The sequence below is a fragment of the Glycomyces sp. NPDC050141 genome (genome assembly GCF_055586545.1).
Genome location: NZ_JBVJHZ010000025.1, coordinates 34,125 through 48,288 on the forward strand (window position 1 = coordinate 34,125; position 14,164 = coordinate 48,288).

Annotated in this window: 14 protein-coding genes; all 14 read right to left on the reverse strand. The window is 63.8% G+C overall.

Going from position 1 to position 14,164, the window contains the following annotated elements; all coding sequences use genetic code 11:
* Nucleotides 1–131: 131 nt before the first annotated feature.
* The 14 genes from ACZ60M_RS15930 to ACZ60M_RS15995 all read right to left on the reverse strand — a co-directional run bounded on the left by ACZ60M_RS15930 (nt 132) and on the right by ACZ60M_RS15995 (nt 14,050).
* Nucleotides 132–1,055, reverse strand: coding sequence for a P-loop NTPase family protein (locus ACZ60M_RS15930; protein ID WP_465418690.1), 924 nt, complete (start codon nt 1,053–1,055; stop codon nt 132–134).
* 23 nt (nt 1,056–1,078) lie between these two features.
* Entirely contained in the window at nt 1,079–2,212 is a 1,134-nt protein-coding gene (locus ACZ60M_RS15935) for a class I SAM-dependent methyltransferase (RefSeq protein WP_465418691.1), read from the reverse strand.
* A gap of 33 nt (nt 2,213–2,245) precedes the next feature.
* Nucleotides 2,246–2,950, reverse strand: coding sequence for a P-loop NTPase (locus ACZ60M_RS15940; protein ID WP_465418693.1), 705 nt, complete (start codon nt 2,948–2,950; stop codon nt 2,246–2,248).
* The gene (locus tag ACZ60M_RS15945; RefSeq protein ID WP_465418695.1) at nt 2,947–4,005 is read right to left on the reverse strand and encodes a phosphotransferase enzyme family protein; all 1,059 of its coding nucleotides are present in this window, start codon (nt 4,003–4,005) and stop codon (nt 2,947–2,949) included. The genes ACZ60M_RS15940 and ACZ60M_RS15945 overlap by 4 nt, the downstream gene beginning before the upstream one ends.
* A gap of 6 nt (nt 4,006–4,011) precedes the next feature.
* The gene (locus ACZ60M_RS15950; RefSeq protein WP_465418697.1) at nt 4,012–5,034 is read right to left on the reverse strand and encodes a hypothetical protein; all 1,023 of its coding nucleotides are present in this window, start codon (nt 5,032–5,034) and stop codon (nt 4,012–4,014) included.
* Nucleotides 5,031–6,023, reverse strand: coding sequence for a protein kinase family protein (locus ACZ60M_RS15955; protein ID WP_465418699.1), 993 nt, complete (start codon nt 6,021–6,023; stop codon nt 5,031–5,033). The genes ACZ60M_RS15950 and ACZ60M_RS15955 overlap by 4 nt, the downstream gene beginning before the upstream one ends.
* Nucleotides 6,023–7,177, reverse strand: a complete 1,155-nt coding sequence (locus ACZ60M_RS15960; RefSeq protein WP_465418701.1) for a nucleotidyltransferase family protein — start codon at nt 7,175–7,177, stop codon at nt 6,023–6,025. Before ACZ60M_RS15960 ends, ACZ60M_RS15955 begins: the two co-directional genes overlap by 1 nt.
* A 36-nt stretch (nt 7,178–7,213) precedes the next feature.
* A complete protein-coding gene (locus ACZ60M_RS15965; RefSeq protein WP_465418703.1) occupies nt 7,214–8,059 on the reverse strand; it encodes a tyrosine-protein phosphatase in 846 nt (281 codons plus the stop codon).
* Complete coding sequence (locus ACZ60M_RS15970; protein WP_465418705.1) at nt 7,986–8,573, reverse strand: class I SAM-dependent methyltransferase; 588 nt, start codon at nt 8,571–8,573, stop codon at nt 7,986–7,988. Before ACZ60M_RS15970 ends, ACZ60M_RS15965 begins: the two co-directional genes overlap by 74 nt.
* Nucleotides 8,574–8,676: 103 nt before the next feature.
* Nucleotides 8,677–9,153 carry an NUDIX hydrolase gene (locus tag ACZ60M_RS15975; RefSeq protein ID WP_465418707.1) on the reverse strand — a complete coding sequence of 159 codons (477 nt, stop codon included), beginning with the start codon at nt 9,151–9,153 and terminating at the stop codon, nt 8,677–8,679.
* Nucleotides 9,154–9,207: 54 nt separating this feature from the next.
* Complete coding sequence (locus ACZ60M_RS15980) at nt 9,208–10,227, reverse strand: S66 peptidase family protein (RefSeq protein WP_465418709.1); 1,020 nt, start codon at nt 10,225–10,227, stop codon at nt 9,208–9,210.
* Nucleotides 10,228–10,229: 2 nt separating this feature from the next.
* Nucleotides 10,230–11,252 (reverse strand): amino acid--tRNA ligase-related protein, encoded by a 1,023-nt coding sequence (locus tag ACZ60M_RS15985; RefSeq protein ID WP_465418711.1) that lies wholly within the window; start codon nt 11,250–11,252, stop codon nt 10,230–10,232.
* 50 nt (nt 11,253–11,302) lie between these two features.
* Entirely contained in the window at nt 11,303–12,142 is an 840-nt protein-coding gene (locus tag ACZ60M_RS15990) for a class I SAM-dependent methyltransferase (RefSeq protein ID WP_465418713.1), read from the reverse strand.
* Between the two features lie 228 nt (nt 12,143–12,370).
* A complete protein-coding gene (locus ACZ60M_RS15995) occupies nt 12,371–14,050 on the reverse strand; it encodes an LLM class flavin-dependent oxidoreductase (RefSeq protein ID WP_465418715.1) in 1,680 nt (559 codons plus the stop codon).
* Nucleotides 14,051–14,164: the final 114 nt, after the last annotated feature.

Here is a 14,164-nt window from a genome sequence, read left to right on the forward strand (position 1 = left end):
ATCCCGCCGATGCACCGCGAGTACTTGGAAACGATCGCCGGCTCAAGGGACCCGGCCCGGACCCGAGGGTGTCGAGCTCAACCAGCCGACCGCGGTCTGCGCATCTCGCCGAGCCTGTGTGGGCAACGCCCTTATTCGCTCTGCTTCCCAGAGGATTCGAGCGCTCTGAGGTCGATCCTGAGGCCCGGTGGGCGCTGACATTTGTCCGACGCCGAGGCGAGCGCACCCCCTGCCGCCCTTTCCTCCTCAAGGATCCGCCCGATCCACTCGCCGATGCCCCGCTCGATCTCGGCGGCCCACGGCGTGTACGCAGCCTCGCCGCTCGGATGCGTGGCCACCGGGCCGTCCCAGAGGTCGAGGTGCGCCAGCATGCCGAGCGAAAGCACGCCTGTGCGCCGCTCGACGAACGCGCTCGCACGGCTCGCGAGGTCGAAATCGGCGCAGTTCGTGAGCACAAAGCCCGCCAGCCTCGACCGTACCTCCTCTGGGAGGCAGTCGATAGTGCCGATCATGGCCGCCGATGCTCCGCTAACGCCTTGGCCGCAGAGCAGCACCGCGGCCTCCGAGTACCGGGCGACGGCGATGTTCGGGACATCCGCCTCGGGATCGAACTCCACCGGGCTCGCGGCGCCCTCGATCACCACGACATCGCTGGATCGCGCCAAGGCGTCGTAGCTGTCCTCGATCGCGGCCATGACCCGCCGCAGTGTCGCGGCTCCGAGATCGCCGAGCAGTGCGACATCCTTGTTGCCGTAACGCACCATCCCCGCGGGCTCGCCTTTGATATACAGCTCCCCGGTGCGCGCGTCCTGCGGCATGATGAGTACTGGGTTCATCTCGAAGGCGAAGTCCTGCTCGGTCGCCTGGAAATGGTGTGGGATCCCGATCTCGAACCGTCCGATCGACGGCATCGTCGGCCGAGGCCGGGCGATCGCGACCGCCTTGAAGGGCTTGACTTTCAGCCCTCGTCGCATAAGTGTCCGACTGAGCCCGACGCTGAGTACGGTCTTCCCCGCGTTCGCGCCGGTCCCCAGCACTAGTATCGATCTGCCCATAGTGCCCGTCGTTTCCTTTCACCTTATGGCGTATCGCGTACAAGCGGTAACAGCGAGTTGCGGACAAACTGCGACATGAGCTCCTGGATCCGGGTGGCGAGATGGGTCGTCCCATGCGGATTCGCCACGCCCAGATACGGACTGCCGTTGACCTTTATTCCGCTGTAGACTTCGCCGATGATGTGCTCCGGGAACGTGTCGAAGTATCGGTTGATAAACAGCGGATTTCCGGACGCCGTCTGAATCTGGCGAACGTCGTGCCAGCCGGGATCGTCAGTGATGCGGCGGCCCTCGCGGTGTCTGCGGAGCACGACGATGTCGGACACCACATCGGTCCCGGCGGTGTCGAAATGGGCTCCAGTCGGCAATCGGACAGCACCCAGGAACTCGCCTAGACCCGCCATGTCGTCCCGCGAGGCCGGGTCCGGTTGGTCGAGCGTGCGGCGGGAGGTGATGACCGCGACGAGTCCTCCCGGTCGAGTGAGCGTCAGGGCCTTGATGATGAAGAAGTCGTGCAGCGGATGCCTTCCGGTCGCTCCATTGGCGCTCCCGACCAGCTTCCTGCCGAATGGGACATTGCCCACCACCAAATCGAATGGCTCCCCTGGGAGTGCGGACCTGCAGAAGTCCTCGTTGAGCACAAGCGCGTCCCGGTGGAGGCAGGAGCAGATCTCCGCCGTGACCGGGTCGATCTCGACCCCCGTCATGTCGATGCCGCCAGGCGCACAGCCGATGAACGTGCCGATGCCGCAGCCGGGCTCAAGGGCTCGATCTGCGGTTCCTGAACCGATGCCCGCCCAGATCGCTTGCGCGTATGAGGCGTCCGTGAAATACGCGTCGGCGACGCTGCTGCGGGCTCGCCGCCACTCCTGCTCGGTCAGCAGGGACCGGAGCTCGGCTCGCTGCTCATCGAATTGGCCGGCCGCCCGTTCGACCGCTGGCAGCTTCGGCATGAATACCGGTGTCATGCCGCCCCATGACGTCCACTTCGCAAGCACGTCGCGTTCCGGCAGAGTCGCAGCCTGACCAGTCGCTCGGAGCGCTCTCAGTACCTTGAGCGCCTCGATGTTGCGACAGAGCCGCTCGGCGACCTGATTGAGCAGGCTGCCATCCTGCGTGCCGGTATGCGGCGGGGACGCGAATCGGCGGTCAGCCATTTCGCCCACGACCCCCTGTCGTCGACGTGCACGTCATCGAAGGAGCTCAGATTCCGGCCGGTCCGCCATCTCCTGCGAAACGGCCTTCACCAGGTCCATCGAGCCAGCGCGCCGATGGTGGCGTAGGCGCATCGTTGGTCCGTCCCACACGCCGGTTCCGTTGCCGAGTTCCATCACGCTCCCGCACTCGGCGCAGGACCGTGTCGTCATGTTCTCTACGACCAGATCGACTTGCAGCTCGGCCTCGCTGTAGAAACGAAGGCAGCGCTGTGTGTCGGCAGCAGCGAGCGGATCGACCCCGGTCACCATGATCACCTGGTCGATCTCCAAGAGCCGCAACAGTTCTAGATGCACCTCGTTGGTTCCCGGCGGAGTGTCGATCACAAGGAAGTCGGGTGAGCCCCAGTCCACGTCATGGATGAGCTGGCGGAGCGCGCCGCGGAGCAGCGGCCCGGTCCACGCGAATGCCTTGTCCGCAGCGCCGAACATGCCCGTGGAAACCACGTTGACACCGTTGCTCGCTTTCGGAACGATGCGTCCGTCCCGCACTTTCGGAGGTTCAGAGAGCCCGTAGAGTGTTGCGATGCTCGGCCCGGAGATATCCGAGTCCATGACGCCGACGCTATGGCGTTCAGCGTGCATATCAGCGATGCCGGCGGCGATCGTCGTCTTACCCACCCCGCCTTTGCCGCCCGCAACCAGCACGGTTCGGTCGGCCACCCTGGCCTTCGACTTCAACGCACACCTCCCAGAATTCGGCTCAACAGCGGGAACTCCGCCGTCTTCTTGCGCACGTAGTCGCCGTCGCGATCGGGCGAGATGTCGCCGCGGATGATGCCCAAGGAGGTCAGCTCGGTGAACACCAGACGGAGCCCGAGGTCGAGGGCGCGAATCTCGTTCCCTTCGAAGCGCGAACTCGCTGCGTGCTCATAGGATTCGATGAAGCGCCTCGCCTCGGGCACCTCCAGCTCGGCACGGTACGGCGCGCCGAAGGTCGTGCTGTCGTTCGCGTACTGGAGACCGCAGAAGGTGAAGACGCCCTCCGCCACGTCGCGAACCCGCTTGCCGAGATCGCAGTTGTCGAAGTCGATCACGGCCGCGATCTCCCCGTTTTCCTGGAACACGAAGTTCCACGGGTTGATGTCGCCGTGCACAGGCACGTCCGGCAGTTCCTTCCAGCCGATCTCGAGTGCCATCGCCGTAGATTCCCGGTGGAAGTCCGCAAGGTCTTCGAGAAGCGCCCGTGCGTCGTCATCTGCTCCACGCACGTCCATGCCCAGGGCCAGGTGGTCGCCGACAAGAGTGAGCCAGTCCTCGCGGAGCGCCTCGGGGAGTTCGACGTCGAGGCCGTGCAGATGCGGCAGTGTCGAAGCGACGGCGTCCCGGTGTCGCGCGCTGCCGTTGTAGCGCCGACCCGTGATGAACTCGAACAGCACGTATTTGACCCCGTCCATGGCGACCCAGGTGCCGCCGTCGAGTGTGGGGACGATTCGCGCGGTGGGCATCGCGCCGTTCAGCAGGCCGTTCTGGATGGCATGGCTGGTGCGAAGGATCCGGTCGTCATCGGCGTACCACGGGATCTGCTTGAGGAAGTAACGCTCACCTCCGCCCTCGATCACGGCTTTCCGGCTCGTCTCAGACCGCACCTCGAGCAGAGTGCAGGTCTCCCCGTCGATGAGGAACGGCAAGAACGAATCGAGGGCGTCGAGTCCGTACTTCGCTCCGATGAGGGCCAGATTCCGTTCGTCGAAGTTGAAGTACCCGAGCATCGCCGGCTTGCGTTTCACAGGCATGACCTGTCACTCCTCGTCCAGCGAAGCGACGGCCTTCTTGACCAGGTTCGCCGCGTGTTCAAGCTGGTCCATGCTCTGAGTGAGGGCATAGACCGGTAGGCGCCCGGTGATGGCCTCCAGCCAGCGGACCGGATCGGGGGCAAGCGTCGAAGGGAACCAGTCCCGCATGAACGGGTCGTATTTCACCGGCTCGTGCTCGACATGCGGCAGCAGCCGCTCGAACGCCTCCTCTGGTGTGAACCGGACCAAACCCGGCCGCGGCCCGTCCTCGAAGCGGGGCAGAACGATCATCCGGAGCCGTGCGTCGACCAGCAGTTCAGCGCGTGCCGCAGCGGCGAGTTCGGATGGCCGCAGCGATATCAGGTCGGGTATATCGTCGGGAGCGTCGGCGCGACCGAACCGGTTGGCAGGGTGGTCGCTGGACCGGTATCCGGCTATCAGCTCGGGGAACCCCTCGCGCAGGCTCGTGATCGAGTCGCCGCGAATGCCGATAGAACGCGGCCAACCGTAACCGACGAACTCGCCTGCGTCCTCGACGACCGTGAGGTCGTCGTTCACGACGAAATCCGCTCCCGCGCATAGCGAGCCGAGGATCGAAGAGGTCTTGCCTGCGCGCTTGGCACCGACGAAGGCAACGCCCCTTCCGTCGAACACGGTCATGCCCCCGTGCAGGAACAAAGTGTCCTTCGTGAAGGTCTGCCATCGAAGGAGGTTGCGGACGGCTCTGAGGGTCTGGAGGACGATCCAGGCGTCGTCCTGTGCGTCGACGACGATCTCACCCCGGTCCGAGACGCGCACCCGCCGCACGGGTTCGCCCTCGGCGCTGAAGTCGAGAGTCGTGTGCCGGTCCGCGGTCGCGAACTCGGGACGCATGGAGATGTGGAATGGCGAGTCGCGGTCGTCGCATACGGTGATCCATGGGGCGCATGCTTCTACGAGCGTACGGAATTGCGCCGCGTTTCCGGAGACGCGCACCCGGGCGGCGTTGCGTCGGTGGCCGAGCACGGCACTTATGACGTCGCTGGTCATGATGACTGTCCTCTCATCGAATGCAAATGCCGGTCGAGCAACTCCAGGACCGGGGTGGGCCGACCCCACGGAGTCGCTTCCTCGACCGGAACCGGGCTGAACCGCTCAACGAAAACGAGGATCACGTACGCGTGATAGGCCGCGTAGAAGTGCAGCAGGCGCTCGGGACCGGGGGCCTGCTTTTTCGCTTCGAGCCCGAGTGACGTTCCTTCCCAATGGATCAGCGCCTCACCAAACGGTTTCAGAGGGTCGCCGTTCCAATGGACGGGCAGGTTGATGTTGACGAGGACACTGTCAGGGGTGACGATGAAATTCCGGTTGTTCACGTCCGCCGGGATCAGTTTCGGGACCAGCGTCCGCAAGTCGAGTTCGTTGGCGACTTCGTCGAGTGCCCGTTCCAGTTGACGTCCCCGGAGTGAGTGCATCCGCGGGCCCTTGATGTGCTGAGACTGAAGGTAGTTCCTGAGGAAACCGGTCCAAGTCCTCTCCGGGGCTCGCCCGTCAACGTCGGCTTTCCCGAAGCCGTGCACTGGGATCGCTGCGATTGCGTCCAGCAGTCCCTGCCAGTCGGCGAACCACGACCGGGCCTCCTCCGGGCTCGGGTCCCCCTTCTGCAGCACAGCGTCAAGCGAGACGCCTTCGACCAGCTCGGCAAGCAGGTAGCCGGTCCTGTCGACGTGCACTCGAACGCTGCCGGCATCACGTGACTGCCTCAGCGGCGTCAGCGATGTGAGGACGCGATGTTCCAGTTCAAGGTCGCTGGAGGTGTCCCTCAGCCACTTCGCGACGAATCGTTCGCCGTCCACGTCCACCGACCAGACCGGATTGTTCGAGCTCGAGATCAATTTGATCTCGAACCGGTCTCCGATGACCGATCGCAGCCAGTCGAGCATGCGGCTGGGGGGGCGCGTCTGGTCGTTACCGCCGGGGCTGCTCGCCGCCTGCTCGCCGAGAACCATCTCGGGTTCGCTGTCACCGGTCCCGCTCATCACGCAGATGCACCCGCACCCAAGCCGAGCTCCTTCAAGAATCCGACATCGTCGATCCTCTCGAGGTGCGTGCACCGGCCACGCAGCCGTTCCTCCATGGTGCCCTCCCAACGAAGATAGGAATTGGCGCCGGATGCACTGTTGGTCCATTCCTCGACCGCGAGATGCGCGAGTCCCAGCTCCTCGACGAGCCCGGTCCCGAAAAGTGCGTCGGTATGGAAAGCGACCCACGCTGCGGGCAGGCCGACCCCGCGATCCGCGATGAGCTCGCGCAGCGCGCGCTGCTCGTCCGGGCTCATGGCCTCCCAAGCGAAGACGATGTCGACAAACTGCGCCAAACGCAGGTCCTTGGACTTGATCGTGCGCTCGAACCATCCCTCACGGAACAAGTGCAGCATGTGGAACAGCAGGTCATGCGCCTTTGGAAGCGCTCGCAACGGACCCATGCTGCCGAGATCGTCGTGGACGACCTCACGATAGTTCTCAAGAGCAGGCCCCAGCGGGACGTCCCATTCGCTCCGCGCCCATGTGAAGGTGAAGGCCACGTCGACACAGAAGCTGACCGGCGAACGGTCGTCGACCCGGTAATGGTGCTGCAGGTGGTCCCGGTACAGGGAGTAGATGAGCTGCTTCGATCGCGGCACGGCGTGCCATTCCCGGTGCACGTCGTCGTACCAACGGTCGTCGACGTAACCGAGGCCCTGAAGGACCTCGTGGATCCGGTCCCCGTCGGAAGGGACGGCCATGACATCGATGTCGTTGAATGTGCGTTGCCCGATCTCGTCGTACAGTTCGAGTTGCGCGACGATGCCCTTTGTGAATGCGAACGGCACACCGGCCTCGGCGAGCGCCTCACCAATCCGGGAGGCCTCGGCAAGGTATTCGCGGGCCTTCAACCGGTTGAACAGCAATGCATCGCGCAGCATCTGTCTTGTCTTGTGCGGCAATCGAATCGATCGGTCAATATCGCCGAAGAAGGATGCCAGCGACGGCACGAGCCCCTGCCGGGCCGCGAGTCCGATCAGTAGATCAGGGTCAAAGTCACCGTCATCCAGAAGCTGGAGAGCCGATTCTTGGCGGCGGGCGTCCGAGGCTGCGACACTGCTTTGCTTCAAGAAGAGCCAAGTCGCGTGCAAATTCCGGGATGCGTCCATTCTTTGTCCTTTCAGGCGTTTGCCGGCGTCGGCCAATCAGGCGGGAGATCCTGTATGGAGTTGCTGGGATCCGTGGCCCGCAGCCAGCAAGCCTGAACGCAGGCGCAGCGGCAGATCCGGGGAGGCACCGTGCCGCAGCAGCATCTCGGTCGCCGATCCGTATCGCTCATCGATGCGGTTGAGCGCCATCGCCAGCGCGTGCATCTCGCCGTCATTGAACCGGTCGAACTCCTCGGCGGATCGTCCCTTCTCGATCCACCGGCGACGGCGCTCAGCGACGTCGGGCGCGATCGCCTCGCAGACCATCCGCTGCTGGCGGATGACCTCACGCCGCGCCACGCCCAGTACCTCAAGCAGGACTGCCGCCGTCAGACCGGTCCGGTCCCGGCCGGCGGTGCAATGGAACAGCGTCGGCCGCCCCTCCATCGCGGCCACCGCCTCGGCGACCCGGACGAAGTGCTCCGCGCGGTCGTCGATCAGGGCCCGGTACAGCGGACTGAGCGAGTCGATGTCTCCGAGGCCGGGAGCCTGGAGTTCGCTTCCGAGTTCGATGCGAACATGGCTGATGCCAGGGGCGCCCGCCAAAAGCGCCGGGCGCTTCCTGGCCTCCTCTTCGGTTCGGAGGTCAATTACTGCCTCCACACCGATCCGCACCAGCGCGTCGGCGGAGGACTCGTCGACGTTCCTACTCCGGTCGCTGCGGAAAAGGACGCCCCACCGCGTCGTCGCCCCAGCGGCTACCCGCAGGCCCCCCAGGTCCACCACTGCTCGGCACCCGGGAACTTGTACCATCTCGCCGCTCAATGGATCACCTGTCGATCTCGAACAGTCTGAGGACCCTCGTGGCTTCGTAGACGGCGGGTACGAGACTGCCGGTTGCATCGTCGCGGCTCATCGCCTGAGGGCGACGGATTCGTTTGGTCTTCTGCACCAGCGGTCTCGCCTGTGCGATCAAGGTGTCGAGCAGCCGTGTGGCCGTTTCCTGGTCGAGTTCGACGCGGTGTGCGGGCCTTTCACCGGTTGAGAACGAGATGTCGGCCAGATATGTCATGAGCACTAGGCCCTTCGGCCGGGTCACCTCGGCCATGCGGCTGAGCAGGTGGACCTGGTTGTCGTAATCGCCGTCGGTGTGGTGCATCGCGTCAAAGCAGATGATGCCATCGAGTGAATCGGGTTCTGCGGAGTCGAGCCAGGCTCGCAGGTCCGCTTGGACGGCGTTGACCGGAAGCGCTTTCGCAACCGATTCCAGGTGCTCGATCGCGACTGCGTTATGGTCAACCGCGTGCACCACGACACCCTGACCGGCCGCGTAGAGGGCGTGTCTGCCGCTGCCACAGCCGAGGTCGGCAATTTCTGCCTTCCCCCCGGAGGCTGAAGCAAGCAGGCGATCGATCATAAGCACCGCCGTGTCCGAGGGTCGTGAGTTCGGAGGCGACTGCCAGATCCGGTCGTACACCATCCGGTCCCGCTCAGTCTGTGTCATCATCAGCCTGCTTTCTTCATTCACCTATGTCGATCAACTGGTCGGGGTAGCGGCCGTCTTTGAGGTCGGCCCAGAGTTCCGGGAGCCGATCGGGCACGATGCGCTCGTCGGTCTTGAGGAGCGCATCGCTCGACCACCAGCGCATCTCCAGGAGCTGCTCGCGTTCGATGTCGGTCCAGCGTCTGTAGTCAAGGTCAGTGGCGGTTGTCGTGGCGACGATGTAGGTCTCGTACTGTTCGAGCAGCGTGTCCTCGAGGTAGGGGAAAGTCGAGGTCCGGAAACCCACGGTGGCGCCGAGTTCGAGGTCGGCGATACCGGTCTCCTCCAAGACTTCGCGCTTGGCCGCCTCTTCCACAGATTCGCCGGGTTCGATCCCTCCGCCCACCGGAAACCACCAGCGGCCCGCACTCGCGTCCACCAGGGACCGGCCGTGGACGAGCAGGATCTCCTTGGCGGGATTGGCTAGTAGTACGCGGACTGCGTTGCGCTTCATTCGGTTCGTCATCGTCTCCTCGACCTTCTTCGTTCGGTACCCATCGAGTGGGAGCTATAAGTCCATGGTTCCCGATTCCGCCAGGATCAGCGCCGCACCATCCAATACCGCTTCCACTCCGATCGGTAGGGTTGGTAGCGGATCAGTATGGCCGCCTTCGAAATCCGCCAGAACCGGGTAGTCACCACCCTCGACGTATTCCAGGATCAGACTGTGGACGCACTCGGTTTCATCGGGTGAGCGCATTCGCAGTCGACCCATCACCAACCCGGACAACCGGTCGAACGCGCCGACTCCGCGCAGCAGGCCGAGATCGGAGCGTATTTCATCCAATGTGTACGGAAATTCGGGGATGTCCAGCAGGAGGATCCCTCCATGCCAGTCCGGTTCCCACCGTGTGCCGATCAGGCTCGCCAAGGTGGGAAGGCAGACCGGTATGAGCTCTCCTGTGCCACGTCCCTGTCTGAGCACCGCTCGGTGTTGCCCGAAGGTCGGACGAAGGGGCGTTCCGGTGGTTTCGGCTCGCCCGAAGTCGCTGTCGTGCACCGCGAAGTCGGAGGTCGGGACGGCGAACGGATAGGACGCCGAACTGTCCAGGACCGATCGGAAGTGCGCAACCATATAACTCAGCGGACCGCCGACGACACCCCACTGCGGAATGACCGCCGGACCGTAGAACGTAACTAGGCCCGATCGCTGGCGTAGGGCGAGGTGAACACTGGTGATATCGGAGTATCCGCAGAAGATCTTGGGGTTGCGGCGGATGGTCTCGTAGTCGAGGAGATCGAGAGTCTCCGCGCTCGTCGTCCCGCCGATGGTGCAGATGACGGCGCGCACGTCCGGGTCGGCAAACGCCAGGTTGATCTGCGTTGCGCGTGCCTCGGGCGTCGCCGCGCCGCCCGGAGACTCTTTTACCGTGTATCCATGTGCGCGAAGCTGTTCGACGCCCCTGCCGTAAGGGGTCGGAAACTGCGAGGGACCGTCGATGGCCGGCGACACCAATTGGATAACGTCGCCGGGACGAAGCGGGCGTCCACGGAGCTTCGGCCGGACACCCTCCACCGCATCGCTCATAGCTAGACCCAGGACTCGACGCCGCGGATGCGGGGCATGACATGAAGATCTCGGACGTCGTCGTGCCGCAGCGCCCAGGCTACGAACCGTTCGATCCCCAGCCCGAAGCCCGCGGTCTCCATTGGGTATTCGTCCTTCATCCGGACATACCACTCATACTCCTGCTCGTCGACCATGTGTGCGCGCAGCGCTTCCCGCACGTCCGACCCATCGCGATGCCGCGCCCCGCAGCCTACGACTTCGCCGATTCCGAGAAGCAGATCTGCGCATTCAGCGTTGCCGTCCGCGTCGATCCGCTGGTAGAACGGCACAGAGAGGCTCGGAGGACGAGAGAGCCAGACCGCGCCGCCATACTGCTCGATGAGGCGCAGCTCGCCTTCCCGAGTGATGCCCGGAACGCCCGGCTCGAGCTCCGTGAAGGCGGAATCGCCGAGCTGCTTTCGCGCCTCCTCGAAGGTGACCCGCGGGATCTCATCCTGCTCCACAAGACGGACTACATGGTCGAGTCCACCCGCCATCTGCTCGAACCGGCCGGCTTCTTTGCTATTCAGCAAACCCTGCCCCAAGGCCGAAACATAGGATTCGACCAGGTGCATGACCGTATCGAGACCGCCGAGAACCTCGGCCTCCGAGTGGAAGAACTGGTTCAAGTGCGTCTCGTCGGCCGCTTCCCCCCGGAATGTCGGCATGATGTAGTACGCGCCTGTCAAACCGTGCCGCAGCATGAACTCGAGCTGGAACTGCATCGAGTCCGCTAGGTAAGTCGGCGTGCCCAGCAGGTCGATCTTCACCGGGAGGCTGTCGCTTCCTCGTCCCATCGGGCTGGACACCGATCCCACCGTGACCGGCATCAAGACCGGATCGATGCTACGGCTCTCGTAGAACTCAAACGTCGACTGCACGATGGCCGCGTAGATTCGGGTAAGTCCGATGTACCAGTCGGATTCGATGGCCGACACGAAATGCTCAGAGGGCTTCCCCCAGGTGCGAGGCGCGACGACGCCCGCGTATCGCTTGTCGTTCATAGGTGCTTCCTGTCCTTTCTTCCGAGTCCGCGAACCGCGTCCGAGCGTTGCTACCGAGTGGCGATCATCAGGAGGTTGTTGCCGCGTTCGACCGTTTCAGGTTCTCTGATCAGGCGGCTCTCGATCTGCTTGATTCGCTCAAATCGGTCAGGGTCGCTGAGCAAGTCCCCGAGCTGCTCGGTGTTCCCATGCAGTTGCGTCTCCTGATATCCCGGATAGATCGCCACGGGGAACCCGATCATCCGGTCGACGCCGAATTCCGCATGCTCGGCCATCGCGCGCAACTGCGCTGGCTTGAACGCGGTGATCGTCGGCATCTCCGCGGTGAATCTGCCCCGGCCCTCCGCCGCGATCTGCTCCGCTCCGTCCACATCGCCAATGGCTAGCGAGAAGTACGCCATGTGGTAAACGTTGGGTACCACCATCACGAGCTTGCCGCCTGGCCGCAGCACGCGGCTGAAATGCCGAAGCACGCGCTGCGGATCGGCGACGAATCCCAGGACGTTATGGAAGCAGAACACGACGTCGAATTCATCCGCGCCATAGGCCTCGTCCAGCGAATCGAGATCGCCGGCCTCCACGCTCAATCGGCCTTCGAGTTCGGGCCGCTCGGCTCGCTTCGCTGCTTGCATGCGCATGTCGGGGCTCAAGTCGTAGACGACTGCGTGAGACTCGGGCAGTGCGGTGAGGAATTTCTCCGACCATCGACCCGTCCCGCCTCCGGCGTCGAGCAACCGCAGCTTGGAGCCGCGGTCGTCGATCACCTCAGTCTCGATGCATTCCCACAGCAGACCGTCCGACAACCGCCAGTAGTCCTGATGAATGACATCGTCATAGGCCTCGGCCTTGCCGGCGAAATAGTCGACGACTCGTTCTTGGTAAGCTTCCACATTTGCCTCCATGCGCCAAAATCCCCGCCGCACCAATCAGGAGCGACACCACTGAATGTCTATCCAGAAAGCTATCAGTCATTTTGCCGAATACGCATGTCCCGCATTCAATGGACAGGTGTAACTGACCTCCAGTGTTATGCAGACCATGAAGTTTGAAGACAAAATGGCTTGTCCCGCGATCCGCTCGTCGGGAGTCGATGCGCCGCGCGCTGATGGTCTCGCTGCTCAGGAACCGGGCTTCTCGAACCGGTCTGCACCAGTCTTACCGAGTGCGGCGTTGATATGCGCGAAGTCATCGACGCTTTCGCTGCCGCTCAGCAGAACATGGCCCACCCCGGACTGACGATATTTTCCAATGAGGGCGGCAACCTCCTCATATGAGCCCACGAAGAACGGCGCGCTGACACGTCCACTCTTGAAGGCTCCCAGCCAGTACACGCCATCCTGTTGTGCGTCACCGCGGATCGCGCTCTCCGCGAGCTGCCTTGCCCATGCGTTCGACGACCGCGCCTTCAGCACCGTCTCCATTTTTCCCTTGCGGGTCTCCGGATAGCGTTCGAGCGCCGTGGCCCACGCCTCAGGTCGATTGGGTCTGGCGACGACACCGATCCTGATGCCGATCTCGCCGGTGTAGCCGGCCGAACGCAGCGGGTCCAGGAACTTGCGACGCCATTCGTCGACAGGACCCGGATGCGTGACCACCACATCGGCGATCTCCATGGCGACACCGAGACCCTTCGCCGACGAGCCGGCGACGAAGAACTTGCACTGGGCGAGGACGTCCGGACACGGCGACATCCGATACCCCTCGTACCGGTAGAAGCGGCCGCGGTGGTCCACGCGTTCGCCGCGCACCAATGCACGCAGGACCCGGCCGTACTCCAGGAGCCGGTCGTACCGCTCGTCATGGGACAGCCCGTCACCTGTCGCTCTGAGCTCGTCCTCCCGCGCTCCGGCGACCAGGTTGAAGTTGAGCGGCCGCCCGTACAAACTCGCGAAGGCCGCAGCCGCCGCCGCAGCCGTATGCGGCGGGAGGGACGAAGGCTGAACTGCGACTAGAGGGATGAGCGAGTCCGACAGCAAGCCCAGATGCCCGGCGACCAGCCACGGATCCACTTCATGCAGGTTGTGCGGGACAAGGAGCCCAGTCCAGCCCGCATCGTCGCATTTCCTTGCGGTTTCTGCCATCTGCTTGGCAAACCCGGTCTGCAGTGGAGCAACGGATTTTGGAGTTACTGAGAAAACCTGCATCCGATGTCGACCTCTCCTTCGGATTTGCTGTGTCGCATTGCGCAGACGCGTGCGATGCAATCTACGCGCATCCCGTATGCCACACCTGTCCCGTAATCGCCTGACGTTCGGCGGGGTCCTGTCGACGGTCTCCGGGGATGTGAATGCTCGACGTTCGATCAGGAGCGGCCGGCCGTCGTGCTCCTTGACCGAGTGGACGCTGCCGATCACAACCAAGTGGTCGAAACTGTCGAATCGCCGCTCGACCTTGCACCGCAAGTGCAGCAGCGACGCCGCGATGCGCGGTCGGTCGTCGTCACCGGCGACAACGTGCGGTGAACCGAACTTGTCCGCGCCGCTGGTGGCGAAGAGCCGCGCGACGGCCCGGTGCTCGGTCGAGAGGTAGTCGACTCCGAATTCCTCGCAGTCGCGCATCACGCCGCATGACCGGGTCGTGTGGTCGACGCATACGAGCAATGAGGGCGGTGACACGCTCAAAGAGCAAATTGAGCTCGCGGTGAATCCGACCGGTCCGCCGTCCGCACCGAGCGCGGTGACGATCGCGACTGGAAACGGCACACGTGAGATGGCACTGCGGAAGGACTCTGACTCCACAACCATGCGAACGATCTCCTTGTGAGCAGGCATCGTGTCGGGCAGCGCCAGGCCATTCATCGCGACGCCTGATCGAAGTTACAGACCCGGCGTTCAACGGTCCAGGCCGGCAGTGTCGCGTATTCATGTCTCAGTTGCGAATCTGTCCCTAAGCAAGCATCGCGTGTACGGTCA

What these genes read in the sequence shown, in the direction of transcription:
- ACZ60M_RS15930 (WP_465418690.1), bottom strand. Translation starts at nt 1,055, where the DNA reads ATGGGCAGATCGATACTAGTGCTGGGGACCGGCGCGAACGCGGGGAAG.
- ACZ60M_RS15935 (WP_465418691.1), bottom strand. Translation starts at nt 2,212, where the DNA reads ATGGCTGACCGCCGATTCGCGTCCCCGCCGCATACCGGCACGCAGGAT.
- ACZ60M_RS15945 (WP_465418695.1), bottom strand. Translation starts at nt 4,005, where the DNA reads ATGCCTGTGAAACGCAAGCCGGCGATGCTCGGGTACTTCAACTTCGAC.
- ACZ60M_RS15950 (WP_465418697.1), bottom strand. Translation starts at nt 5,034, where the DNA reads ATGACCAGCGACGTCATAAGTGCCGTGCTCGGCCACCGACGCAACGCC.
- ACZ60M_RS15955 (WP_465418699.1), bottom strand. Translation starts at nt 6,023, where the DNA reads ATGAGCGGGACCGGTGACAGCGAACCCGAGATGGTTCTCGGCGAGCAG.
- ACZ60M_RS15960 (WP_465418701.1), bottom strand. Translation starts at nt 7,177, where the DNA reads ATGGACGCATCCCGGAATTTGCACGCGACTTGGCTCTTCTTGAAGCAA.
- ACZ60M_RS15965 (WP_465418703.1), bottom strand. Translation starts at nt 8,059, where the DNA reads ATGCAACCGGCAGTCTCGTACCCGCCGTCTACGAAGCCACGAGGGTCC.
- ACZ60M_RS15970 (WP_465418705.1), bottom strand. Translation starts at nt 8,573, where the DNA reads ATGATCGATCGCCTGCTTGCTTCAGCCTCCGGGGGGAAGGCAGAAATT.
- ACZ60M_RS15975 (WP_465418707.1), bottom strand. Translation starts at nt 9,153, where the DNA reads ATGAAGCGCAACGCAGTCCGCGTACTACTAGCCAATCCCGCCAAGGAG.
- ACZ60M_RS15980 (WP_465418709.1), bottom strand. Translation starts at nt 10,227, where the DNA reads ATGAGCGATGCGGTGGAGGGTGTCCGGCCGAAGCTCCGTGGACGCCCG.
- ACZ60M_RS15985 (WP_465418711.1), bottom strand. Translation starts at nt 11,252, where the DNA reads ATGAACGACAAGCGATACGCGGGCGTCGTCGCGCCTCGCACCTGGGGG.
- ACZ60M_RS15995 (WP_465418715.1), bottom strand. Translation starts at nt 14,050, where the DNA reads ATGAATGGCCTGGCGCTGCCCGACACGATGCCTGCTCACAAGGAGATC.